The organism is Alteromonas naphthalenivorans (assembly GCF_000213655.1).
GTDB classification, from domain to species: Bacteria; Pseudomonadota; Gammaproteobacteria; order Enterobacterales; family Alteromonadaceae; genus Alteromonas; species Alteromonas naphthalenivorans.
The window spans coordinates 225,926-250,775 of the sequence record NC_015554.1 but is presented as its reverse complement, the minus strand read 5'-3'; the positions used below and the strand labels follow the sequence as shown (position 1 = coordinate 250,775).

20 protein-coding genes are annotated in these 24,850 nt (G+C 43.0%); 4 read left to right on the top strand and 16 right to left on the bottom strand.

All coding sequences use genetic code 11. The annotated features are described in order from the left end of the window. Nucleotides 1-5: 5 nt before the first annotated feature. Genes AMBT_RS01055 through AMBT_RS21805 form a run of 10 tightly spaced genes read right to left on the bottom strand, consistent with a single transcriptional unit; the run spans nt 6 to nt 9,420 of the window. Nucleotides 6-971: a vWA domain-containing protein gene (locus AMBT_RS01055; protein WP_083820122.1), complete on the bottom strand. Its 966-nt coding sequence runs from the start codon at nt 969-971 to the stop codon at nt 6-8. A 54-nt stretch (nt 972-1,025) separates the two neighbouring features. Beyond that, nucleotides 1,026-1,883: a vWA domain-containing protein gene (locus AMBT_RS01050; RefSeq protein WP_013782702.1), complete on the bottom strand. Its 858-nt coding sequence runs from the start codon at nt 1,881-1,883 to the stop codon at nt 1,026-1,028. A gap of 22 nt (nt 1,884-1,905) precedes the next feature. Continuing rightward, nucleotides 1,906-3,402, bottom strand: coding sequence for an FHA domain-containing protein (locus AMBT_RS01045; protein WP_013782701.1), 1,497 nt, complete (start codon nt 3,400-3,402; stop codon nt 1,906-1,908). A gap of 51 nt (nt 3,403-3,453) precedes the next feature. After that, entirely contained in the window at nt 3,454-4,272 is an 819-nt protein-coding gene (locus tag AMBT_RS01040; RefSeq protein WP_013782700.1) for a PP2C family protein-serine/threonine phosphatase, read from the bottom strand. 2 nt (nt 4,273-4,274) lie between these two features. Beyond that, a complete protein-coding gene (locus tag AMBT_RS22755; protein ID WP_013782699.1) occupies nt 4,275-5,051 on the bottom strand; it encodes an FHA domain-containing protein in 777 nt (258 codons plus the stop codon). Between the two features lie 9 nt (nt 5,052-5,060). Continuing rightward, nucleotides 5,061-5,870, bottom strand: coding sequence for a MotA/TolQ/ExbB proton channel family protein (locus AMBT_RS01030; protein ID WP_013782698.1), 810 nt, complete (start codon nt 5,868-5,870; stop codon nt 5,061-5,063). Between the two features lie 33 nt (nt 5,871-5,903). Beyond that, entirely contained in the window at nt 5,904-6,272 is a 369-nt protein-coding gene (locus AMBT_RS01025) for an FHA domain-containing protein (protein ID WP_013782697.1), read from the bottom strand. A gap of 1 nt (nt 6,273) precedes the next feature. Continuing rightward, the gene (locus AMBT_RS01020; protein ID WP_013782696.1) at nt 6,274-6,801 is read right to left on the bottom strand and encodes a hypothetical protein; all 528 of its coding nucleotides are present in this window, start codon (nt 6,799-6,801) and stop codon (nt 6,274-6,276) included. Between the two features lie 11 nt (nt 6,802-6,812). Further along, the gene (locus tag AMBT_RS01015; protein WP_013782695.1) at nt 6,813-7,622 is read right to left on the bottom strand and encodes a hypothetical protein; all 810 of its coding nucleotides are present in this window, start codon (nt 7,620-7,622) and stop codon (nt 6,813-6,815) included. Nucleotides 7,623-7,680: 58 nt separating this feature from the next. Beyond that, nucleotides 7,681-9,420, bottom strand: coding sequence for a serine/threonine protein kinase (locus AMBT_RS21805; protein ID WP_013782694.1), 1,740 nt, complete (start codon nt 9,418-9,420; stop codon nt 7,681-7,683). 545 nt (nt 9,421-9,965) lie between these two features. On the opposite strand from AMBT_RS21805, the gene AMBT_RS01005 reads away from it, so the two are divergent. From AMBT_RS01005 to AMBT_RS00995, 3 genes are read left to right on the top strand one after another with little or no spacing between them, the layout of a single operon-like run. Then, entirely contained in the window at nt 9,966-11,702 is a 1,737-nt protein-coding gene (locus AMBT_RS01005) for a PP2C family protein-serine/threonine phosphatase (RefSeq protein ID WP_013782693.1), read from the top strand. A gap of 43 nt (nt 11,703-11,745) precedes the next feature. After that, nucleotides 11,746-14,031 (top strand): M4 family metallopeptidase, encoded by a 2,286-nt coding sequence (locus tag AMBT_RS01000; RefSeq protein ID WP_158306756.1) that lies wholly within the window; start codon nt 11,746-11,748, stop codon nt 14,029-14,031. 43 nt (nt 14,032-14,074) lie between these two features. After that, entirely contained in the window at nt 14,075-16,519 is a 2,445-nt protein-coding gene (locus AMBT_RS00995) for an ATP-binding cassette domain-containing protein (protein ID WP_013782691.1), read from the top strand. 56 nt (nt 16,520-16,575) lie between these two features. Here AMBT_RS00995 and AMBT_RS00990 read toward each other — a convergent pair whose 3' ends face one another. Beyond that, nucleotides 16,576-17,949, bottom strand: a complete 1,374-nt coding sequence (locus AMBT_RS00990; RefSeq protein ID WP_013782690.1) for a DEAD/DEAH box helicase — start codon at nt 17,947-17,949, stop codon at nt 16,576-16,578. A gap of 671 nt (nt 17,950-18,620) precedes the next feature. On the opposite strand from AMBT_RS00990, the gene AMBT_RS00985 reads away from it, so the two are divergent. Beyond that, entirely contained in the window at nt 18,621-20,627 is a 2,007-nt protein-coding gene (locus AMBT_RS00985; protein ID WP_013782689.1) for an EAL domain-containing protein, read from the top strand. Here the strand turns inward: AMBT_RS00985 and AMBT_RS00980 are convergent. The 5 genes from AMBT_RS00980 to eda all read right to left on the bottom strand — a co-directional run bounded on the left by AMBT_RS00980 (nt 20,624) and on the right by eda (nt 24,830). Continuing rightward, on the bottom strand, nt 20,624-21,019 hold the full coding sequence (locus AMBT_RS00980) for a hypothetical protein (RefSeq protein ID WP_232363168.1): 396 nt from the start codon (nt 21,017-21,019) through the stop codon (nt 20,624-20,626). The genes AMBT_RS00985 and AMBT_RS00980 overlap by 4 nt on opposite strands. 20 nt (nt 21,020-21,039) lie before the next feature. Next, complete coding sequence (locus tag AMBT_RS00975; RefSeq protein WP_232363167.1) at nt 21,040-22,248, bottom strand: hypothetical protein; 1,209 nt, start codon at nt 22,246-22,248, stop codon at nt 21,040-21,042. A gap of 156 nt (nt 22,249-22,404) precedes the next feature. Beyond that, the gene (locus tag AMBT_RS00970; RefSeq protein ID WP_013782686.1) at nt 22,405-22,824 is read right to left on the bottom strand and encodes a hypothetical protein; all 420 of its coding nucleotides are present in this window, start codon (nt 22,822-22,824) and stop codon (nt 22,405-22,407) included. Next, the gene (locus AMBT_RS00965) at nt 22,824-24,020 is read right to left on the bottom strand and encodes a hypothetical protein (RefSeq protein WP_013782685.1); all 1,197 of its coding nucleotides are present in this window, start codon (nt 24,018-24,020) and stop codon (nt 22,824-22,826) included. The genes AMBT_RS00970 and AMBT_RS00965 overlap by 1 nt, the downstream gene beginning before the upstream one ends. A gap of 195 nt (nt 24,021-24,215) precedes the next feature. Continuing rightward, the gene (gene eda / locus AMBT_RS00960) at nt 24,216-24,830 is read right to left on the bottom strand and encodes a bifunctional 4-hydroxy-2-oxoglutarate aldolase/2-dehydro-3-deoxy-phosphogluconate aldolase (RefSeq protein WP_013782684.1); all 615 of its coding nucleotides are present in this window, start codon (nt 24,828-24,830) and stop codon (nt 24,216-24,218) included. Nucleotides 24,831-24,850: the final 20 nt, after the last annotated feature.

The window sequence follows — 24,850 nt, the reverse complement described above, 5'->3', positions numbered from 1 at the left end:
CGTTATTAGGACGCGGCTAATACTGCAATAAGCAGCATAGAAAGCATCTCTGAAGGCTCTTCTGAATAATGCCCGTTGTCTTCGCCACCTTCATTTGCCACAGCTTTGAAAAACGGGGTGCTATGGGGTTTAGTGAGTGCGATAACGTTATACGACGCATCCCCTGGGCGGGTTGCGTTACCTGTGTACATGGCCATTACACTACGTAATTTATTGCTCGATATAAAACTGCCAACACTATTTAAGATTTCAGTCTCATAGTTTTTACTCACCTGAACGCCTCTTCCTGCATTAATTAACCTGTTTGCCTGAGCCTCAGATATTGCATAAATATCAAAGCTTCGAGAGCCAATCATTTCATAGGGACCTACATCACCGATAAGTACGTAAGCTTTGCGCACTTTGTCATTGGGTGGTGAGAACATCGCCATGGCATTCGATACCGCCTCTGGTACATCGGTTTCACCTGGTAAAAGCTCAAGCGCATCTATCTGCTGAATGAAGCCTGCCCGAGATACTTTTGTAATAACAACACTTGGCACAGTGACAAACTTGCCATCGCCACCATAGGCCACCACACCAATCTTAAATTCCCGAGTAACCTTGGGCACTTCAATAGTGAGCCGTTTAATGGCATCTTTTAATCTCTGCAAAGGCACTGCCATCGAGCCGCTGATATCAATGGTAATCACTAACTCTATCGGGTATTTATTTATGCCTTCTGCAAGTTCTTGCTTGGCTTCTTCTAAGCTTTTTTGCGCTGAAGCTAACTCTTTTTTGGTCTGCGTGGACTCGGCTTTAGCCGCATCAAGTTCTTTTTTAATTTCACTTATAGATTCGGGAGAAGAACCCGTATTGGGGAAAAACGGCAGTGCAATAATGGCTAAAAACATGAATGCCCCCATTGCTGAGGCAAAGAGATCAAGTGCAGACATGCTGAATACGTTGACTTCCCTGTTACGTAATTTCATAAAGCCTCGACATTAATGGAGCGCTAAAAATCGTTTGCCAACACAGTAAGGCAATCATTCAGCTAGCGCCAACAGCACGGTCCCTACGAAAGATCCGCCACCAGTGACAAACTTACCGCCCCCAGTCTCTGCTAATTGTTTTAAGTAGGCACGTCCGAGGGCATTCTGAGTTGGCACGAAAACCGTTGAAACTTGGCTTTTCTCACCACTTTGATTAAACCGACTCGCCTGCCCTAGTACTTGTGAAGAAACGCTGGCGTATGCACCATTATCGCTAATAAAAATAATGGTTTTTGATTTGGACGAAGCGCGCCACTTCAAAGCTAATGCTTTGTTCATTGCAAGATTTATCGCTTCTTCGCCGTCTTGGTTACAGTTATGACTACCAGCGCGCATGGTATTCACAAAACGTTGTAACTGATTAACTGAACTCGTATTTAGCTTAATGATATCGTGACTTTTTATTGCCCCTCTTGGCTCACATCTGTCTTTAAAATCAATGACGCCAAGTGCCGCATCAGGGGATAACTTCATCAACAAATTGGCGATGTCGACAATTTCAGCCCTCAGCCCCTTAACTTGTTTATCCATGCTAGCGGTTGTATCAAGCGCAATTACCATATCCATGGTAGGAAAAGATATCTTAGATGTGCTTTGCTCTTCGTCTAGTTTCTTTTGAACTTCATCCCTTTGCTTTGCTATCTCCGCTTTTTGTTTTTGTTCTTCGGCAATTTGCGCTTCCGCTTTTTTAAGCTCGCTTTTAATGTCGGCCACTCGCTCAGCTGAATCTCCCGTATTGGGGAAAAACGGCAGTGCGATGATGGCTAAAAACATAAAAGCGCCCATGGCAGACGCAAATAAGTCTAATGCCGACATACTAAATACGTTTACTTCCCTGCTACGCACTTTCATTTGGTTTCACCTGTTCTTTCAGCTAAGACGGTAAAAAATGGACAGAAAAAGTCACCGTTCCTATTCGAAGGGTATCGCCATTTTTTAGTTCGGCCTTCGTGTTTGGCGCTAAGTCTTTATCATTTATGGCAGTCCCATTTACGCTGCTTAAATCTTCAATCATTACCTTATTGTCTATCAAGATAACGTTTAAATGCTCTCTTGAAACACCCGGCACATTAATAACGTAGTTTGCTTTTTGTGCTGAACGGCCTATTAATATGCCGCCTTCGGTTCTGGCTAAAGTAGACCCAATAACTTTAATACGATGATCACCACCTGCTTCATCTTTGCCATCTAGAATAATGTCGTCGAACGTTGCCGACGCCATACTGAGCGCTTCTTGTGCCGATGCCACTTTGGCTTTCTCTGCCGAGAGTTGTTGCTTGTTTTCCGAGGCCTCTTGCTCTACTTCAAGCAGTTTTTTTCTACGGCGGCTTAAAACAATAAGCACCACAATCAGCACTAGAATGATTGGAATTGCATAGTAAATAAGTTTTTGTTGCTCACTTTTCTTTTCTTCTTCGAATTCCTGCTCTTTTTGTTTACTCTTCGCTTCGGTTTCTTTTACTTTTTCTTCTTGTTCTTTAATCGCTTTTTCAGCATCTTCCAGCTTTTTCTGTTGCTCAATAGTTTGCTGCCTGGCTTCTTCTAGTGCCTCTTCGGCCTTTTGACGCTCTGCATCTTGGCGGGTCGTATCAGCTTTAGCCACTTCTAGCGCTTTTTTCTTTGCTTCCGCTTCCTTCTTTAACTTTTCAAGCTCTTCTTCCACCGCTTTGCGTTCAGCTTCTTGCTTCTCAAGTGTTGCTTGCTGCTTTTTCTTTTCTTCTTCTAACGCGGCCAGTTGGTCTGCTTCAGACAAACAGCTATTTTCTGATTCTGTGAAATCTATGTTGTACTTAGTAAGGAACGCTTTTAGCGTTGTTAAGTTGGTTGCGGCTGAAAATGATGAAGACAGTTTAAGGCGCTTGTCGAATACCCCTTTGGTATCGCTAACACTTACGCCTAATAGCTCTTGGCAGTTGTTCACTAGCGGCGCACCAAACTCCCCTTCAGTTAATAATACCGTATGCTGCCAGCGCTGTTCAGGGTGGCTTTTATTTACAGGAAGTATGGAGTGAAGAGTACCTGCCGTAGAGAGTCCATTTAGCTTCACCAAATAGATTTTGCTACCAATGGCAGAATTCTCTTTCGCCACCACCACAGGGTTACCCGATAGTCCATTCACATGTAGAATAGCTAAGTCTAAGCTTTCATCTTTTGCTGATAGGTCAGCTATCAACTTTGCCTTGCTAGTAGGGTCGGTGACGACATACTGATTGCCTTGCGCTAGCAGTTTATGGTTGATAATGATGGTTTCGTTTGCAACCAACGTCGCAATGCCTGTTTGCTCTACTTTTCCATCATCAAGCACCTCTATAGGAACGGTAGTAAAGGCATAGGATGGCAAAGTAAAAAGTACCCAAAGTGTAATAAACATCCCTACTCTATACACAAGCGTATTCCTCAAATTATCTATCAGTTAATTTAGTTAATGGGTAGATGGCTCTTCTAATGTTTCACCCGCTTCCGGCTGCACCGTAGCTGGCTCATTTACCACAGGTTCTTTTACCTGCATGACAATAAGCGTCGCGTTGTCTTGCTTGGGTCGCTCTTGTGCTTTAACCGCATTTAACAGTGCCATTGTTAGCTCAGCACTATCATTTGAAGACTGTTGGCATACCCCGATAATGCTTTCATCACTACAACTTTCCACCCCATCACTAGCCAAAATAAGCAAATCATTTGGTTTAAGCTCTCTAGAATCGTCCGGCGCATCAACCCGTTCAATATTTTCGCCCATTACTGCTTCAAGTAATTGAGAACGAACCGGTGATGTCCTTGCTTCCTCGCTTGATATTTCGCCTAACTCCACTTTTCTAGCCAAGACTTCCGACATAGAATGGTTTTCGTTAAGTCGCACCAACGTTTTGTTACGCAGTAACCACATTGGGCTGTCTCCTACACTTAACCACTGTAGATGTAAGCCATCAAAAACTGCCGCTATTAACGTCGTTCCCATACCTGATAACTCAGGGTTTTCTTTTACCTGATGATAAATAGCAAGGTTGGCCGCATCTAACGCGTTAATTAAACGCTGCTTAATATCCTGTTCATCGCTCTCAATAAATTGCTGTTTGAATGTATCGATAACCAAGCTACTGGCGATATCTCCCCCAACATGCCCCCCCATCCCATCAGCTAACAGCAACAACCGGAAACCGTTAGGCCAAGTTACTACTGAGGCACTGTCTTGTTGGCTTTTTCGAGCACCAATTATTTGAGACCAAGCCACCTGAACCGAATACATGATTAATCCTCTTCCATACTTTCCCAAGTGAAGTTTTCGCCACACAAAGGCACAAATCTCAGTGTGGTTTCACCAATAGAAATATGACTAAAAGCAGGTAATATCATGGGCTGCAGTACGGGCGCAGGCTGGTTATCTAAATAGGTCATATTGGTACCTGAGCCCGGCTGAATATAGAACTGATTACCCCTAGGATCGTAAGAGATAGTGGCATGATTAGCCCTTGATACTTGCCCATCACCAAAATCAACACTAACTCTTTCAGATGCACTTCGCCCAATACTATTTTGACCAAAGCCCAATTTTAAAAAGTGCCCTTTACCTGGCCCTTTTACCACCACTAGCCAACCAGAGATGGGGTCTTGCATAGGATCAGGCATAGAATGTGGTGACTGCGCGGCGGTTTCAGTCGTACTGACTGGCGGCGCACTAGGTCTTCTGTTTCCCCCTACCACAGTGGGTAGTGCATCAATGTCATCATGTTCTGATATTCCAGAGTTTTCTCGAATATCAACGGACTCAGCAGGGGTTGTCGATTGCTGCCGGTTTGCTGGGGTCGTTGAAGGTTCATCAAATATTAAACCCGAATTTGCAGGCCTTGATGGGCTGGAGCTGGAGGGTATAGTATTAACGGGGGTAGCGTTAGAGGGAATGGTCACTGTTGGCCCGTCGTTAGCGGTATTGCTACCTATACCACTCGCGCGAGTTTCAGGTTCGATAGGAGCTATGACTGACGGCATATCAACTGGAACGCCATCAGGGCCTCGTTTAATCGCCATGGTGCACCTCTATTTGTTTTCGTAAAGTCTATTAATTAAATTATCCATACAATATTGACCGGCACTATTAAGTGCCATTTCTTCTCTGGCCTGCACTATATGCAGTAAGAAAACCAATATCGCTGACATGATCAGCGCCACTAACGTGGTGTTGAATGCTAAACCTAAATCTGTGGTGAGTAGCCCTAGCCACTCTCGAATAGCATCTGTGTCTGATACATCGGGCATGTCTGCCGCCGACGATAAGGCTAATGCAATACCCACCACCGTACCGATAAACCCCAGCGTAGGTATTAACCACACAAGGTATCGCAACATATTAAATTTGAGCTCTATTTCATGCTGCATTAACTCAAGGCTAGAATTCATCAAGGAGTTGGCTTGGTCTGCTGAATTACTGCCTTGGAATTGCAGGATCACCCGTTTGGTGAGCCGTTGAACAAAGAAGTGTTGAGCAACTTTTCGCTCGCATATACCGGTATAAATAGGTACCAGATCTTTCGCCCTCAGCATAACGTCGTCTTCTTCAGGCAAAATATAAAGCTTAAGCTGCTCTAACTCTTTGGCTGAACGATTGTGCCTAACCCACATTTCGCCTAGCCCGATGAAGAACATGAGCCACATGAGGTTTTGTAAGGTAGCGGGAAACATACCACTGCTGCGATCGAACAATACGTCGCCCACGTTTATTTGACCGGTTTTGGCTTCGCTGACAGGAAGTATTAATGCAAATACGCCAACCACAAATATGGTGATAAATATGGCGACTAAAGCCACAATAACCCGATATTTCTGCTCGTCTGATTCCAATAAATTCATAACGTTTACCAATCCATGTTTCATGTTAGCTATTTACGAGGACGATTCAATTTCACCCGTAGCAGTGTTGCGAATAGGCTTAAATGACATAGGCTCGACATCTTCATTCACTTCTTTTTGCTTTAAAAAGCCCGCCACTGCGGGCGAATTTATAATGCTACTGAGCTTGATTTTTTTCGTTCCCAGCACGAGGGAATCGGCTCCGTCTATGTAGCCTTGCTTAAGCGGCTTCCACTCGCCGTTTTTTTTCAAAAAAGTGCCGTGAGTCGACATACGATCTGCGCAAAAGTAGCGCCCGTCATTTGTGACAGTTATTTCCATGTGAATGCGAGAAATACTCGGGTCTGCAATACAGATATCAGCTTGGCTCGACCTACCTACTGTGTAAGTTGCAAACGCCATATCACTCTTCCAGCGCATATCGAGTTCGCATGGCTACAATGTCTTTTATACCTGTAGATACAATACCCACCTGCTTTTCCACACTGTTTACTTGTGAGTCCAATTGCTTTAAATCGTTAACCAGTTCATCTTGGCTACCTTCTTTCTCGCGAAGCTGCGCATTTTTATTTTCAATGAGCTGAGCACTGTCTTTGTTCTGTTGATCAAGTGCTAGGGTTTGCTGTTCAACTTGTGCTATTTCCTGTTTTAAATCGGCAAGCTGCTGCTCGGTGAGTTCATAGGTAGATAACTCTTTTTTTACCAAAAAAAGCTGACTTTTATAATAATCAACTTCTTCATCTACCCCTTTCACTCGGCTGTTTAAGGTATCCAGTTTTTCCTGCATACTGGCAATGGTTTTTTCATCGAGTCCGCTAATACTTGCCCAAATTCGCTCCCCCGTGCTCTGTTCTCTAGGATCAGCAGATACTGCACAGCCCACCACCATTACACTTAACATTACCGCAGCTACTTTATTAAAAGGGTTCATTTATAAGCTCCTTAGCCTGCAATTAGGCTAGTAAGTGCGGTACTTTGTTCATCCAGTTGTGACGACTGGGTTTGAATAGAAGCCAGCTGCATTGAAAGTTGATTACGCTTAGCCAGTAGCTCTTCATGCGCCTGTTGAGTCTTTGCTTTATCTTCTGTTAGCGACGCAATTTCTTCCTCACTGTCTTCAAGTGCACTGTCTAAATATAAAAGCGTTTCGTCGTAGCGAGTTTCAAGCATTTCATTTTCTTCTCGCAGTGCTTTAACTTCACTTAGAAGTGCTGTTGCCTCAGCAATTTCGGCTTTGGTTAATGACGCTTTGCTTTTAAGCAACACAACCCTATCTTCCATGGTAGTAATATTTAACTTGGTTGCTGCTAACTCGTCTTCGCGTGTTTTAATCGCGTTTTCAGACGCTTCAATCTCTGACTCTAAAAACTCGTAATTACTGGCATAATTCATCCGTCTTATGGCTATCCCCTCACCTATATATTTTCCCAATTTATCGCCTGCTGTCCCTCCGATCGCGGCACAAGTCGCCATCAATAATTTGTTGCCATCAAACTTTTTGTAACACGCATACCCCCCAACAATTGCACCAATAACTTGGCCGACAGTCCGAGCAGTACTGATATCCTCTTTACCTAATTCTTCAACTGGCGAACTCACTTCAAATGAGCTGAAGTCCATGCCGCCTTCGCTACTGTTACTTTGATTACTCTCTGGTGTTAAAGCCCCCATCAAGCTTTCTGCTGTATTTGCACACCCAGTCATGAGTAAGCATGCAATGGTCGCTGGTACTACTTTATTTAACGTATTCATCGTTTAAATCCCTATTAAATTGATAGACGTCTTTCAAGTTTGTATTTCTAGGCTGGTGTTAACCGCACGCTTTAGGAGTAACGGTTATTCGTTTTTCTAGTAACTCAATGACTTCGCTCTTTTCATTTAATTTAGAAGCTTCTTGGACAAGTAACTTTAACGACGCTTGGTATTCTGCTTTATCGTACTTCCCTTTTTGTTTACTCGACTTTATGACTTCATCGAAGACATTATTAATATGTTGTGAGTTTGTTTGATGACGAGATACTAAATCGGCAGCTCGTTCTCTGGCTTTCGCTAAATTCTTTTCAATATTTAGTGTTCGGTTTTCAATGCCAGAACGAAGTAGCTCAATATTTCTCGTTCCAGCATCATCCATATCATCGATTTCTTCCATTGCACATAGCATGCGGTTTTCAATAGTATTGCTGTCGTTATCCATCTCTGCTTTGGTGACCAAAGAGTAAATAATATCGATTTCTTCGTTTACCAAAATCTGATTAGAAGCAGTGCTACTTTTGGTTGCCTGTAAGCCATAAAAGCCGCCTAGCAGAACGACAACCGCCGCACATAGCGCGCCGACCCACATTTTGAAGTTATTTTTAGTGGGGGGAGTTGTCGATTGATGTTGATTCGCGTTCGCCCCAAGATTGTTGGGAACGGGCCCCGGACTGTACCCCGAGTTACTATTAGCAGATATAGGTTGAGACGTAGAAAACCCTGCCGTGTTTGGCCCCGATGCGCTATGTGACTTGGGTGAACTAGGATTGGGATCGGTGGCCTGCGGATGTGCAACATGCGATGGATAGCTTGGTGGAAACTGAGACGCTGAGGCCGATGAATCTAACCGAGTAGTTTGTTGTTCGTCTAGCCCAACCTGTGGTGTTACGGGTACGCCTTGTAACGCAGCTATAAGTTCATTAGCAGTTTGAAAACGCTCACTAATACGAATTGATATTGCTTTTTTAATTGTATTAATAAAATTTTCAGAGAATTGCTCTTTAACTTCATCCAGTCGGGTTAGGGCAGGATCTGCTTGGCCTTGCAATACTTTAGCGGTACGGTCTTCAACCCGGGGAGGGTTGGCATTAAGAACAATTCGCCACATCATCGCACCAACTGCGTGAATATCCGTCCAAGGGCCTAGATCACCCTCTGAACCTACCTGCTCTAACGGAGCATACCCATAAGTTTGCATTTGATTTTCAGACTTCTGCGTGTGGCCAAAGTTTTGTTTTGCAGCTCCAAAGTCAATCAACAATGGGCGCTCGTCACTTGAGCGAACAAAGATATTAGCGGGCTTAATATCTCTATGTAATACACCTTGGTCGTGTATATACTGCAGGCCTTCTAGAACAGGTATCATTAGTTTTATTATTTGCGCTTCAGTGAGCGGACATTCTTGTGCTGTGTGAGCTTTAAGAATCTGAGCGAGTTCTTTTCCTCGCTCTAAATTCATTACTAGATACGCCGTTCCATTGTATTTGAAGAAGTCTTTGCAGCGAATAATGTTGGGATGGTCATCAAACTGGACGAGCTGCTTTGCTTCATCGAGAAATTTTTGAATTCCGGTTTCAAATTCTAGTTCGTCTGACTGGCTTAGAGGGTACACGGTCTGACCATCACGAGTAGCACAGTGTTGCGGCATAAATTCTTTAATGGCCACCAAGGAATCAAGATGCGTGTGGCGCGCTTGATAGACAATACCAAACCCACCAACCCCGAGGACTGACTCTATTTGATATTGTTGAAGTTGCGTACCAGCTGGTAACGCGAGCTTGTGCACCTGACTGCTCATTCTTCCCTCTGCAGTGGTAAATACTTACCTGTATATTTGCATTGTGTGTTGCACTTTATACTGCCCTTAGTGTGCAACTTTTTTTCTAATTATTGGCGCAGTTGTCAGCATCTTTTGATGTCACTAAAAACACACCGGCTGATCGAAATTTAAACAACAATAAAAGATATACACCAAAGAAAATAACGAATCAATCTTTTAAATAAACACTATGTATTTATTTTTTGATCAGTAGTATTTGTATGGAAAACGATCAATACTACACAGCGCTAGTGAAAAGTATTTAGGCCTTTTCGTTGTTCTACGCACTTACAAAAATAATGAATTGCGATTTCAATGGCGCCAAGGACAGGTACAAATATGATAGTTTCAGCTCCCTCTTTTTTGTCTTTTCCTCATTTTTCTTTAGGGAAACATAGGCAATTCTCTCAGTTATCAAGCCTTCTCTTGTTTTCTTTTAAACTGATAAAGCCTGCAGTAAATCTACTGAGTTGCTTGATTCGACGGTGACTTTTCAATAGCGGTTTTTCTTAAGGAAGAGAAATATGTACAACAAGTTTCGCGTTTATTCTGCTAGTCATATTGGTCATCGCGAAGAGAATCAAGATGCTCATGCGGTATTAATAAAACCACAATATGGCGAGTTTTTATGTGTGGTTGCAGACGGCATGGGAGGCCATAAAGGGGGGGCGTTTGCAGCACAAAAAGTGGTTGATGTCTGCACACAAAAGTGGAATGAAAATGATAGTATTGAAGAACCCGAAAATTTTCTTACCGAATTGGCATTTTCCGCACATAGTGCAATTCTAGATTCACAAATTGAAGAATTCGCACAAGCCCAATCCCTCGTCTGCATGCTCTATGTCAACCTAGCACAAAGTATCTTCATGTCGATGCATGTGGGCGATTGTCGAACATTTCAGTTTAAAAACGAAAGCTTCGTTAAACGAACCGTAGATCAATCTCTCGCTCAACTTCATGCATTAAAAGGCGATATTTCAGATGATGAAATTGCATCGCATCCAGACCAAAACAAAATTTATTCAAGTTTAGGCGGTAGTGAGCCCCCTTCCCCCCTAATTGAACGTTACGAGACAAGCGGTAACGTGTTTTTGGTTTGCTCTGATGGTTTTTGGGAGTTATTCACTCAACAATCATTAGGGGGAGTACTTGAAAACATTGAAAGCGACAAGGATTTAGACACCCTGATACAGCAGCAATTAGCCAACAAAAATCAACATGACAATACCACCGCCATATTAATAAAACTGTGGCCTGAAGAAACTGCAGGTTCAGGGCCAACGCCCCAGGAACAATATGGCATTAAATCGCCCGAGCCTGAACTACTAAAGCCGGAATCCGCTGAGAAGGAATCAAATCGTGTTGAAGTTCCTACAGAAGAGAATATTGATCCAACACAATTTCACAGTGACGTTAAGAGCAGCACGGTAAAAAACACGGCAGAGCAATCTTCACATAGTCAGTACAAATTACTGCTAGGGCTGGGGGTGCTCATCATCCTAATTACATTAGGATATTACTTCCTGAGTCGACCTATCAGCATCGACAGTGCGTCACTACCACATCAAAAGACAAGCAATGCTAACAGTTCCGAAGCTAACCCGCCTATACCTCTACCCCGCTCAGACTCAAATAGTCAGTCTAAGCAACAGGATAACTTACCACTTGAGTCTAGTGAAAAGTCATCAAAAGAAGTCATAGGAACCGACACATCTTCTGCTGACTCAGGAAATATCGAAACCCGAAGAAGCACTCCAGATATTCCCGTATCAAGTATTGATGATGCTATCGAGAAAACGGTGGAAGCCCTTCGAGAAGAAGGCGACTTAGGTGAAGACGATGAACTTAAAGTAGCCAACCGCGGCCGTGAGATAGGTAATAGTCAAGTAATTAAACTCCAGCAGTTCTACAAAGGCTTACCTGTTTATGGGGCCGAAACAATTACCCTTGTTCGTGAAAACAAGATAGCCAGCATAAATAGCAAAACGCTTAACGATATTAATATAGACACCACTCCGGCACTGTCAGCTGACGAAGCATTTACGTTAGCGGAAGACGAGGTTAAATCGACATTAAGGATGCTTCAGCAAGCCCAGCTCATCATTTTCAAAAAAGGAGACAACTACTTACTTGTATGGCGCGCTGAAGTTGAAAAAGCAACCGGTGAACAGGTAATGCTATTCCTAGACAGCAGTAACGCCTTAATTGTTGAAGAAATTAGCCTACATATTTCTGAAGGCCTTGTAGATGAAACAAAATGAACGCCAATCAAGGTATATAGGAACCATAACTAGTAGTATATGTTTGGCATTTATTTGCTTCTATCTAATAGCACCTGCGTTAGGCGTGGAGAAAATTGGCATTAACCGCGCGCCTCAATCACTGGAAGAGCAATCAACGCTTAGTACGCAGGCAGAAAGACAAGAGTGGGTAAAAACTGTCTTATCAGAACGATTTAATTTAAGTAAAGAGAGCGCACTTCACACCACTTCAGAGCAGCAACTACATTCCTTTAAAATAGTTGCAGTAAACCAAACATATCAAAATGTTCCGGTAGTTAATTCAGCATCTCGTTTGGTTTTAAATGCGCGACATCAACCTATATATATATTAGGCACACATAGTAATATTGAGCCCTTAGAACCAGCGACCGCCACATTTAATAGTGAACAAGCACTATCAACACTAAGCATTGCAAATGGGGCTGATGTAGCATCGAGGCTCGTATATTGGCCTTCGCCGCAGGGCCAGCATATTTTGGCTTATGAATTTGAAGGAGAGTTTAGCTCCTCGTTTGGCTACGCTCTTTCTCAACGTGTATTTGTCAATGCTACCACAGGTAAAGAATTGGACCGGGAGCCTTTATTTCACACTGCCATGCACCGCCAAATCAACAACTTTTCCGCAGCTTGTGAAGAATTCAAAGTTAAATTTCCACTTATCCCACCGCTAACCGATAGAGTTGAAGCGCGTGCAATGAAAACCCATGCGCGAACAGAAGGCAGCGCACCTAGTAATGATGATTCTGTAGAAACCGCATTTGCATTACTAGGTAATGCCTATGAGTTTATGGATACCGTGCTCGGTATGGATAGTATTGATGGGAATGGCTTGCGCTTAAATATGTTTATCAACGTTCACTTTTTAAAGGGCATGCCTACTATTCAGTGTTATGGCGATGTATTCAATGCCATGTGGATGTCGAGAAAACAGTCACTATATGTGCCGAAAGAGGGGCTTAATTACATTGAAATTACCATGCATGAATTGGCACACGGCATTGTTTCAAACGGCAGTAATCTGGAATACTCTTTTCAATCAGGCGCGCTGAATGAATCTATAGCCGACTCAATCGGCATCGCCTTTCGCATTTGGTTAGAGCATGCTAACAAGCAGACAAATTCAACTAAAATTCCCAGAGAGTATTGGTTATTACGAATGCCTTCGGGTCCAGAAAGAGACTTAGCCGATCCTAGTTCGCTGAGTTTTGGAGAGAGTGCCTACCCAGACCATATGAATGACTTTCTGAATTGGCCGATAAAGAAAGACCGAGGCGGTGTTCATATAAACTCTTCCATAATGAATATGGCATTCTTTTTAATGGCTAACGGGGGCAAGCACCCACGCCATTCCAGTACGAGTACCGTAACCGGCATAGGATTATACCCAGCAGTACGCATTGTTGCGCAAGCGGCTTCAAAATTACTTGTTCAAAATGCTAACTTTGAAGATGCGCGCTTTGCGTATGCTTTAGCCGCCGAAGCTTTGCACGGTAAAGGCTCAAAAGAGTGGGTAGCGGTACATCAAGCGATGGATGCAGTTGGTGTAACGGGAACATGGAGCCCGCCTCAAGAAGTTCCAGAGCCCCAGCCAGTACCCACTCCCGAATCCGAGTCTGAGCCTTCGCCAGAGCCCACGCCGGAGCCGGAGCAAGAGTCACAACCTGTTCCTCAGCCAACGACGCCCCCACCAAAAGCAGAGGAACCTTTGGAAACAAATGACAGAGTCCATACGTCTAAGAACGAAGCCGATAACAACCAGCTCGTTATAATTTTGATTCTAGGGAGCGTAGGTCTTTGTATTGCTTTGCTAGCGCTTTTTAAATTAAAGCCGGCGTATAGCAGAAGCGAAAGCCCAAAAGGTTATTCAGCTGAAAATACGCCAATGGGTAACTCAGCAGCTACCCCCAATGCTACGCCGGACAACCTTGTTCCCAGGCCATCTAAACAGCAAAAGGGAAACGTTAACAATAGCGGAAGTGCGGCGCATCAGCAGGCTTCGCCTTATTACTTACAATCCCTTGAGGGTAACCAAAAACTCAATATTTCTTCTTATACTGCATCGAAAGGTGAAGGGTTTGTTATTGGTAGATCACTAGAACTTGTGCACTTGCAACTTCGAGATGAGCGAATTTCCAGACGTCACCTAAGAATTAAGTCTCATAGCGACTACTTTACGGTTGAAGATTTAAACTCAACCCACGGTACCATGCTGGACGGAGAACGACTTAAAGCCTTTTTACCAGCACCTATTAAGCACGGACAGCTCCTTCGTATTGCTGACTTTAGCTACGTATTTAAAGTCAGTTAATCGTAATACTGCGAGCGTCACTATATTTTAAAAAGAGAATAAAATGGCAGGATCACAAGCAGTCAGCGTTAAAATAGTGTCTTTTAGAGGCATAGAATCAGAATTTGTCTTATCTCAAAATGGGGACTACGATATAGGTCGTTCCGACACTTGCTTCGCCAGCGTTAATGCCGAACTACTCTCCCGTCAGCATTTAGTTATTCGCTACCTCGATGGGCGCGTTTTTGTTACCGATAATAATAGTTCCAACGGCAGCATCATCGGCGACTTAAAACTAGTAGGCGGTCAACCTTATGAAGTGCAGCTTCCTAGTACGATTTTATTAGCGAATGGCAGCATCCATGTCGAGCTATGCTCTTCAACTTTAGCCTCTACAACCTCACATACTAATTCTTCAGCACCACAGGTTTCACCAACAACTTCCCAGCCCCAACTTGGGCCTGTCACTCATAGTGGCTCTGAAAATAACGAACTTCATCAATTACTATTAATCCGTGGGCAAGTACTCATTGGTCGCTCTTTCGACTGCAATTACGTTATCGACTCCCTTCAGGCATCACGAAAGCACGCTTTACTCGCGTTAGCTGATGGCCAGATAACATTAAAAGACCTTGATACCACCAACGGTACGTTCGTAAATGGTGAAAAAATTAGTGGCTCAGTGAGTATCTCCACTACTGATGAAATCACCATTGGAACCACGACGTTTGCTATTGAAAGCGGTAGAGTTGAACTTGAATACGCTATCGTGGCAGATAACATAGAAAAAGTGTACGCCCGTGGCGTTGTTGGCCTAAATACCATGAGCTTAAAAATTCCGAGTAAGCAATTTATTGCCTTAATGGGGCCTTCTGGCTGTGGAAAATCAACCTTACTGAAAGGCTTAAACGGTGCCAACCCTGTAACCTCTGGGGCTATTACCGTACAGGGGTTAAAACTAAATAATAGTAATTACAACACGCTCAAAAAGTATATTGGCTATGTGCCCCAAGACGATATTGTTCATGGGGAATTAAGCGTCGAAAGAACCCTCTTTTACGCCGCCAAATTGCGTATTTCCGACGATGTTACGAAGCGGGAAATTAAAGATAAAATAAGCACAGTGCTGGCAAGTCTAAATCTGGATACCGACGCTATAAGAAAAAGTAAGGTCTGTGATCTATCCGGGGGACAGAGAAAACGGGTATCTATTGCGGTAGAACTGCTCAATGACCCTAAAATATTATTTTTGGATGAGCCCACCTCTCCTTTAGATCCAGAGACCATTGAAGATTTCCTATCCTGTATTAGACGGTTAGTGAGCAAGGGGCAAACCGTTATCATGGTCACCCATAAACCCTCCGATTTAGACTATGTTGATCAAGTTATCTTTTTATCCAAGGGAGGGTATCAAACCTATTATGGTGATAAGAAGCAGCTTCTAAACCATTTCGAAAAAGACAATATTATTGAAGTGTATTCCATGATGAAAAACCCAGAAGAAGGCCAACAGTGGTATCAACATTGGGTTAGCCAAAATCCTGCGTCTGCCCTCGAAGTAAAGCAAGAAGTACTCGCGAAGAAATCAAACACTGCTCTGATTGGTCAGTTTTTTTGGCTCTCAGTGCGTTATTTCAATATCAAGATTAATGACCACGCAAATTTGCTTTTGTTACTCGCGCAACCACTCATTATTGGTGGGTTACTTGTTTTTATATTTAGTAAACTTCAAGTGAGCGTGATGTTTATGATGGCAGTATCTGCGGTTTGGTTTGGGGTAAGTAATGCAGCTAAAGAAATAGTCTCTGAGCTCCCCATCTACGAACGGGAGCGCATGTATAACCTAAATATCTTCAATTATATTGCGTCTAAGCTAACGGTACTGTCGATTATCGCTTGTATACAAGTGGCTATATTTATCGCTATAACGCATCTTGCGTATCGCAGCGTAAATGGGGATGCCAATGAAGTACAACTTTGGAGTGTTAGCGCAACAGCGCTGTTTATGCTGTTGTTGTCGGTTTCAGCCACCTTATTTGGCCTCTATCTATCCGCAGTATTTACCACCACTGAAAAGGTCATGACTTTTGTACCTATTGCCCTTATGCCGCAAATCATGCTGGCGGGAATTATTGCGCCGCTAGACAATAATATAAAAGTTCTGCTCAGTTACCTTACGTTAGGTAGGTGGGGAACTGAAGGGTTTGCGCATATTCAGGATGGTGCAGCCAGAGAGCTGGAAAAGTGGACGAATGAAAAAGCGGACATACCCGCTTCCGTTATGGTGCGGGTATTCAATCCACCCGCAGCCACAAACAAAGGTGATGCAACAGAATTTGCCACCCAAGGCGCAATGCAGCAACTTAATTTATACAATGACAATACTGAAATGGTGAGCTTGTTTCCAGAGAGTTTTACTGGTGTACTTATCGCTATTACGCTAATAAACGTGCTCGCGTTTGGCGGGTTGTTACTCGCACTTCGTAGTAAAGACAAACGATTTATTTGAACCGTGTGTGTACCGCTAACTAGCAGCAGGTAATGTTACCTGCTGCTACAAAGTCACTATGCTTTGCTGGTTGGCGCTCTGCGTGAGCTAGGTTTACCAGCGTTAGAGCGACCTGAACCGCCAGGCTTACCAGAACCACCCGGTCTACCCTGCCCTCGAGGTCCGTTTCGGCTACCAGAACGACGCGCGGGTCTGTCGCCTTGACTATTGCCGTTACCGTTGCCACCTTGAGATTGACGTGGGCGCTTAGGCTTGTTTGGCTTTTTAGGCGCTGACAATGTGGTTTCAGGTACTTTAGCTTGAGGCTCAAAACCTTCAATAATTTGGCGCGGAAGTAATTGTTGAATAAGAGTTTCGATATCTTTAAGTTGATCTAGTTCATCAATACTAACGAAAGACCAAGCTTGACCACTGGCCCCAGCTCTACCCGTTCTGCCAATTCGGTGCACATAGTCTGCAGGTGTATTTGGTAAGTCGATATTAATAACAATAGGTAGCTCGTTGATGTCGATACCGCGAGCAGCAATATCAGTCGCTACCAGCACATCAATTTCACCACTTTTAAACTCAGACAGCGCCTTTGTACGCGCACCTTGGCTTTTATTGCCATGGATTGCTGCACTTGGAATACGCGCTCTACTCAGTTTGTCTGCAATACGGTTAGCGCCATGCTTAGTTCTGCTAAACACTAACACCTGCTTCCAACCATTTTGCTTAATTAGGCTAATTAAGGCCGCTGTTTTCTTAGACTTGTCGATAGGCACTAAATGCTGCTGAACTGTTTCAACAGTAGTATTAGCAGGTGCCGTAGACACTTTCTCAGGATTGTTCGTAATCGTTTGCGCCAGCGTGGTTATTTCAGAAGAGAATGTCGCTGAGAACAATAAGGTTTGTCGCTTAGTCGGCAACAATTTAAGAATACGTTTTATGTCATGGATGAAGCCCATGTCTAGCATTCTATCGGCTTCATCTAACACCAAGGTTTCAAGTTGGCTGAACTTAACCGCGTTTTGTTGGTAGAGGTCGAGCAAGCGGCCAGGGGTGGCGATAAGTACATCAACACCTGAGCGTAGCGCTTTCATTTGCGGGTTAATACCCACACCACCGAATACCACGGCGGTTTTAAGTGGCAAAAACTCACTAAACGATTTTACGTTTTCTTCCACCTGCGCCGCAAGTTCACGGGTTGGCGTTAAAATAAGTGCGCGAACACAATTAGATGCAGCGGGTCTGCCATCCAATAAACGGTGTAGCAAAGGCAAAGAAAAGCCTGCTGTTTTACCTGTACCTGTTTGCGCTGCTGCCAGTATGTCTTTGCCTTCAAGAATAATGGGAATAGCTTGCTGCTGAATGGGCGAAGGCGTTGTATAGCCTTGTTTTTCAATAGCTTGTAGTAGCGGGGCAGCTAGGCCCAACTCAGAAAAAGACATGGATAACTCCTGGAAATAAAAATTAGGTTACGCAACGTAACCGGTCTGCGCTGAAGGGTTATCAGTCTGAAGCAGGTGTAAAACGGTAAAGTTCGTAATGTGAAACGCGAGAGGGACTTGCAATAGTAATTATAAAAGCAGAAACAATTATCAAATTAAAATAGTACCTACAAAATGCGGGCGCATACTACCACTGTTTGGCCTCACTCGCTAGGTTAATTTTTAACCTCGACGTAAAGATCACATACAATGAAGGTATGGATAACGTAGCCATGGCTTTACCTTTCACTTTGTAGCGCTCATCACATTGTTCATAGCACTATGCAATCGCCAAATCCGATAGAAACGTCTATTTAAAACTACTCTTGTGTCTAATTGAATTAATTTAAGAAATCGACATAATTGTGCACAATAAACCTATTTTTAACTGGTAAATTAGTTTAGTAACGTTGTTAACACGCGTTTTGCCAGCGAAATCTATTAGCCAGTATTATACTAATCGTTAAATGTCTCGTTATATGCATTAACGTCGTCATTTACTAATAAAAAATAATTAGGCATTAAACAACATCTGGCATTATTAATTAACTTGAGTTTCTTGATTGAAAAGTCTTCGTTCCGACATTGCACTTACATCTATAGCTTCTGTTGCGATTATCAGTGTTTTGATAATGGCTTTGTCTATTCGTGTTTACGAAACCTTGTATCAAGATTTTGTTGCCTACCAGTTTGATGCTCTGGCTGAAAATATGGCGGTGGATTTATTGCCAGTCATTAATTACAGCGCAGGAAGCTTTGACCAAACCCAAGTGCTGCTCAGGTTAGACAAATACGAATACGTTGAGTTTGCTCGTATTTACAACGAATACGATGAATTGGTCAATCATTACGTTGGTAACCCCAATATCGATAATGGGTCATCTTCCACTCCGGTTGTTGATGAAGCTAATTACCTTCATTTAGACAATGGCTTTCACACCATTAATAACAACATCTTTGTTATTAAAACGATTGGTGAAGTGGATCTTCCTATGGGAAAGCTCGTTTTATCCTACGACATTCAACATCCTCTTGCCGAAAATCGCTGGAAATTTATTGGGCTAGTCTCGCCTGTCGTCCTCATTCTTCTTCTCATCACCGTCATAACGACTGTGCGCTTACAAAGACGTTTGCTTACCCCGCTGACTTCGCTAATTGCGAAAATGAAAAAAGTCGAAAAAGAAGCTAACTACGATGTAAAAGTGTCGGAAGAAGGCAAGTTTGAAATTGCCTCACTTGGCCGCGGCTTCAATAGCATGATGCTGCACATAAAAAATCAGATAGACATTAATAAGCGCAAAACCCTGTTGCTCGAAAGACAGCAGTCTCAAATGGAGAAGCTTGCCAACTTCGATACGCTAACAGGGTTACCCAACAGACAATATTTAATGAAGAGCTTATCGATTGAATTGGCTCGTGCCAAAAGAGAAAAGTCCCAAGTTGCACTTATGTTTCTCGACTTAGATGGTTTTAAGCAAGTCAACGACTCTTATGGCCACGATGCTGGTGACAAACTACTTTGCGGCATTTCATCTGAAATATCTGATGCTATGCGCGATGGCGACGTAGTGGGTCGTCTTGGCGGCGATGAATTTCTTATTATCTTAGTGGGAAACCCTACGAACTCACAACTAGAAGCAATAGCGAAGCGACTCATCAGTAAAATAACCAAGTTGGATCATATTGATGGTTGGCGAGTAGACCCTAGCGTTAGCATAGGTATTGCTCTCGCTACCGACAGTGATTACGCCGCGTCCACGTTAGTCACAAACGCTGATGTGGCTATGTATAAAGCGAAAAACGAGGGCAAAGGTCGTTACGTTTGGTTTACTGCGTCGATGCAAGAGGAAACTAGACGCAAAATTCAGGTGGCTACTCACCTTCCTCAAGCCATCGAGAACGATGAATTCCATTTAGTTTATCAAGCTAAAGTCAACAGTAAGGGTAAAGTGGTAGGTTTTGAGGCCTTATTGCGCTGGTTTGACAACGAGCTTGGTAATATTTCTCCCGCTGAGTTTATACCCATAGCCGAGCAAAGCGACAGAATTTCAGAAATTACGCTTTGGGTGATAGTCCAAGCTTGTTTAGAGATACCCCATATATCGGAGCACTATGGTGAAGATATTAGAGTTTCAATCAACCTTTCCGCTTACGATTTAAAAAACGTTCATGTGACCGAGTTTATTTTAGAGGGGTTACGTTCCGGTGGGATACCCAGAAATAATGTGGAATTTGAAATCACCGAATCGGCTTATATGAATAATTTCTCTATCGCAAATGCCTTTTTAGCCGAGCTTAAAAAAGAAGGCTGCAAGATATCCTTAGACGACTTTGGAACGGGTTACTCATCATTAAGTTACATCACAGAGTTTAACATCGACACGCTTAAAATAGACCGACAGTTTGTGAGTCAAATTGGCACATCGAAACGTTCTGAACTTATCACTATCACCATTATCGAAATGGCGAAAAACCTGAATTTAAATGTATGCGCTGAGGGTATTGAAACCCACGAACAGTCCGCTTTTTTAACCGAGAATGGTTGCAACATTTTGCAAGGTTTCTTATACAGCAAACCTATCCCCCTTGACGCTTTGTTTTCGCAAGAAGAACAGGCTTTATTAAACCTAGCAAACTAAATTGATATATACACCACGGTTAGTCCATTAGGAATTGATGTTCCCTCGGGTAAATAGCCAACACTAGATTCATGTTCTATAAGAAAAGTGACCATTTCTTCAATATTGCTAACATTCGAAGGTGGATTACTGCGCCCACTGAATCGCATTTGCGCCCAGAATGACTGAATTCGGGATTCAGGCAACCCTATAACTTGAGTATTAAAGACTTTTCGAATATGGGTACCAGATTCAAATTCTACGGGTGACAACCCATCGAGAGAGCCTCCCATAAACAAATTGCGTATTTCGCTTTTGCTAAGCTGAAGCGTTGACTCAGCTGAATTAGCCACCACCAACACACGTTCACGTGCGTGCGTTATATGGGCGAACACTGTCGAAGATAAGAGCACGAATAACACTAAGCAACGCATCAAAATACCCACTCTACGCCCACTTGATAGAGACTTGCGCGCCTATCAAAATTAGCATTTGTAGGTGGAACATAAAACAACGATGTTTTGTCCTCTTTCCCCTTCAAAAACGAAACTTCAGTTTTAAGCGCAAGACTAGTACTGTAATCCCAACGAACACCAAAGGTTAAAGAATCTAAGTCATCAGTAGGAAATAAAGCATTAATGGAATCAACTGAGGTTGATAATAAATCGAATAACGGGCTCACCCCTAACGGGATGGTATTTTCAATACTGTTCTCGTCCTGACGTGACCTTGATATCGTAGCGTGAAATAACAACGAGTTATAATAACGCCCTAGTGTTAGGTAATAGCTTTTGATACCAGATAAAACATCAAGATCAGAATCTACCGACATTAATTCTGCGCTAACAAACCAATCCAGTGACGTGTAGCCTGCACCAAACTCATAAACGGATACACCGTCGTCTAATCTAAATTTTGCAGCAAGTTCCTCGAATCCAGCCGAGGTGAGCCCCTCCACTAATTGATCGATTAGCACGCTATTATCGACAACTTCAGTAACTCTCATAAAAGACGAGCGAAAATGGAACCCATCATAAGTCAGTGAAAGCACCGCACCATAAATATCGTTGATATCAACATCAAAGGCGTCTTGGCCTGAGAAAAGTTCGCCATCAAAATCTCCCCAATACCCCTCAATCTCTAGTCCAACGTTTTTAAATTGTGTTTTGTGTCTTACGTTCAAGCCTTCGTAACCTGAATAAAAAAGCCGTCGACTATAAACTTGCTCAGGTGCATTAAGCCAAGGGTAAGAAAAACCTACATCAATAACATCGGAATACTTGAGTACAGGTAATCGAAGTCGTCCAACATTGAACTGCCACGATGATGAAGGTTGATAGGTAAGATAAAGCCAATCTAATCCTGAATCTCTATCTGCCCCTGTGTGGAGTATTCCCTGAGCAGAAATTGAAAACTGACTATTAATCGCATAATCGGCTTGCAGTGCGATGAGTGAATCTTCAGAAAAGCTCCACGAGTTATCGTAATTTGCATAAGACGCTTCGCTTGTGGAGAGCTGACCACCTACGACCCTAGCAAACCCAGAGAACGTTAGATCGCGATGGGTATCTGCAATCGCAAAAGAGGTAAAAAGGGCTAAGGTGAGCAAAGCAGCAGTGATATATTTCAGCATCCAGGTCATAACTCAGTAAATATCAATAGCAGACCAAGTCACGTTAGCTAGCTGCTGTTTTAGTTATATAATTAATAGCATAGGCGCTAACAATTACCAGCCTGTCTAGATAGTAGGAAATATTTATGCAGCCTACAAAACCACTGGATACGACGCTGATTAGCACTAATCTGTTGTAAAAATAACGGTGAGACTGTCTGGAAGCTCAACACCTTCAGGTAAATAACCAATGCTGGCTTCGTTTTCATTTAAGTAACTTATCATCTCGTCAACACTGTCCACACTGGTGGGCGGTTTATTCCTGCCGCTGAACTTCATCTGTGCCCAGTAAGACTGAATTCTAGATTCAGGTAGCCCTATAACATGAGTATTGAAGATAACCCGAATATGGGAGCCGCTCCCAATTTCTACAGGAGCAAGGTTAGATTCCGATACCCCACCCATGAAGATATTTCGGATTTCCCCCTTACTCAAAGAAACCGGTTGATCAGCTAAATGCGCGACCACTACCACTCGCTCGCGCCCTTGGGCAAATGCACAAAAGATAAAGGAGATAATGAATACAGCGAAAACAGATTTCGACATTAAAATACCCACTCCATACCTAACTGATAAAGTGTGGCTCGCCGGTCAAAATCAGAATCAATGACATCTAATTCAAAAAACGATGTTTTACCTTCTTTTCCTTTCAAAAGTGAAACTTCCGCTTTAAATGCTAGATTGGTTCGAAAATCCCACCGGGCCCCTAACGTTAATGAGTCTAAGTCATCCGTTGGGAAGTACGTTTTTACTTCCTCCACAGCGAAATGAAGCGCATCAAGTTGCGGTGCAATACCAACAGGTATCGTGTTTTCAATATCGTTCAATGACTGGCGAGATGAGCCCACCGTGGCATGTAATAGCACTTCATCGAAGTAATAACCGAAAGAGACATAAAAACTGTCGATACCGCCTAGAATGTCTAAGTCTGATTTAACCGACATCCATTCAGCAGAAGCAAACCAATTCAGCGAGTCGTAACTGATACCGAATAAATAAGAGGTGGCTCCGCCGTCAATATCTAAGATATCTGCAGTGTCGGAAAAGCCTGCTGCTCTTAAGCCTTGAATTAATGGGTCCAACTCGGTTAAATCGGTGTCGGTATCGTTCGCATATATAGTGGCAGTTCGAAATTGAAAACCTCGGTAACTTAGCTCTACTACTCCGCCATACATGCCATCGACAGTAACATCAAAAGCCGTTCCGCTGGAGTGTATCTCGTCGCTGTAGTTCCCCCAGTAAGCCTCTACGGAATAGGCGATCTCATTAAAAGAACCTAAATAACGCGCATTCACCCCTTTGTACTGAGAAAACAGATAGCTGCTGTAAAGTTGCTGCGGCGCATTTAACCATGGATAAGCGAAACCAACATCTATCACATCAGAATATTTCAAAAAAGGCGTGCGTATTTGTCCAAGATTAAACTGCCAAGATGCGTTAGGTTGGTAGGTTAAATATAACCATTCAATACCTGATTTTCTCGTCTCATCGCTATGCCATAATAACTGCCCAGAAAGAGAAAAGTGATCATTGAGAATATAATCGGCTTGCAGCGCCGCCAATGATTTTTCAGAAAAGCTTACCGAATTATCATAGCCCTCGTACTTAGCTTCATCGGTAGATAAGTAACCGCCAACTAAACGCGCAAACCCAGAAAATTGTAAATCATTTGAAGTTTTGGCGAGGGCTCCAAAGGAAGTGAAACTCGCGATTATAAGCAGTAGTGTGAACCGACTAACCAATGGGAAACCTTATAAGCAAATTAGTAGTAAATTAACTATCACAAGCATCTTGTGATTATTAACCTAAAATCCACTTTTCGCCAGTTTAGGCAGTAAGTTAAGAGATTTTTTTTGCAGGGAGATAAAATGCGCTACCAGAAGTGAAAGCGAACCCCTCCCCCTGGTAGCAATTTGTAGAATAGATGATTTCTTTTACTATTTAACGTCTAGGCATGCATCAGTAATAGCTTGCCAGTTTTTCGCTTCAACCCACTCAGGTTTTGCCACCCAAGTTCCACCCACAGCAAAGATATTGCTCATGGATAAATAATCTTGGTAGTTACTTTCTGACACACCGCCGGTTGGACAAAAACGTGTATCTTTAAATAGTCCACCTACCGCTTTTAAAAACGCTGCGCCGCCAGATAGAGATGCAGGGAACAACTTCATTTCACGAAAGCCATGTTCTCTTGCTAATACAATATCAGCAACGGTGGAAACGCCAGGTAACACAGGTAAGCCACAGGCTGTTAAAGCTGTGAGTAAGCGCTCGGTGACGGCTGGCGTCACTATGAAATCAGCGCCCGCGTCTTTAGCAATTTTTAAAGAAGCTTCATCGATAATTGTTCCCGCGCTGACAATCATTTCAGGTAGAGCGGCTTTTATCGCTGTAATAGCTTCGGCAGATTTTTCTGAGCGAAGTACCACTTCTACTGTGCGCAAGTTCGCTTCATACATCGCTTTTGCGATATCTACACCATCGTCTGCGTTATTGACTTGGATAATAGGTAAAAGCTTCTGCTCTCCCATAATTGAAGATATAGAATTCATAGTTTTCTCTGTGTAATTTT

Coding starts and splice junctions, on each gene's coding strand:
- eda (WP_013782684.1), bottom strand. CDS start 24,830: ATGAATTCTATATCTTCAATTATGGGAGAGCAGAAGCTTTTACCTATT.
- AMBT_RS01020 (WP_013782696.1), bottom strand. CDS start 6,801: ATGAACCCTTTTAATAAAGTAGCTGCGGTAATGTTAAGTGTAATGGTG.
- AMBT_RS01015 (WP_013782695.1), bottom strand. CDS start 7,622: ATGAATACGTTAAATAAAGTAGTACCAGCGACCATTGCATGCTTACTC.
- AMBT_RS00995 (WP_013782691.1), top strand. CDS start 14,075: ATGGCAGGATCACAAGCAGTCAGCGTTAAAATAGTGTCTTTTAGAGGC.
- AMBT_RS01005 (WP_013782693.1), top strand. CDS start 9,966: ATGTACAACAAGTTTCGCGTTTATTCTGCTAGTCATATTGGTCATCGC.
- AMBT_RS00985 (WP_013782689.1), top strand. CDS start 18,621: ATGGCTTTGTCTATTCGTGTTTACGAAACCTTGTATCAAGATTTTGTT.
- AMBT_RS01050 (WP_013782702.1), bottom strand. CDS start 1,883: ATGAAAGTGCGTAGCAGGGAAGTAAACGTATTTAGTATGTCGGCATTA.
- AMBT_RS01025 (WP_013782697.1), bottom strand. CDS start 6,272: ATGGCGTTTGCAACTTACACAGTAGGTAGGTCGAGCCAAGCTGATATC.
- AMBT_RS22755 (WP_013782699.1), bottom strand. CDS start 5,051: ATGGCGATTAAACGAGGCCCTGATGGCGTTCCAGTTGATATGCCGTCA.
- AMBT_RS01045 (WP_013782701.1), bottom strand. CDS start 3,402: ATGTTTATTACACTTTGGGTACTTTTTACTTTGCCATCCTATGCCTTT.
- AMBT_RS01055 (WP_083820122.1), bottom strand. CDS start 971: ATGAAATTACGTAACAGGGAAGTCAACGTATTCAGCATGTCTGCACTT.
- AMBT_RS00990 (WP_013782690.1), bottom strand. CDS start 17,949: ATGTCTTTTTCTGAGTTGGGCCTAGCTGCCCCGCTACTACAAGCTATT.
- AMBT_RS21805 (WP_013782694.1), bottom strand. CDS start 9,420: ATGAGCAGTCAGGTGCACAAGCTCGCGTTACCAGCTGGTACGCAACTT.
- AMBT_RS00970 (WP_013782686.1), bottom strand. CDS start 22,824: ATGTCGAAATCTGTTTTCGCTGTATTCATTATCTCCTTTATCTTTTGT.
- AMBT_RS01030 (WP_013782698.1), bottom strand. CDS start 5,870: ATGAATTTATTGGAATCAGACGAGCAGAAATATCGGGTTATTGTGGCT.
- AMBT_RS00975 (WP_232363167.1), bottom strand. CDS start 22,248: ATGACCTGGATGCTGAAATATATCACTGCTGCTTTGCTCACCTTAGCC.
- AMBT_RS01040 (WP_013782700.1), bottom strand. CDS start 4,272: ATGTATTCGGTTCAGGTGGCTTGGTCTCAAATAATTGGTGCTCGAAAA.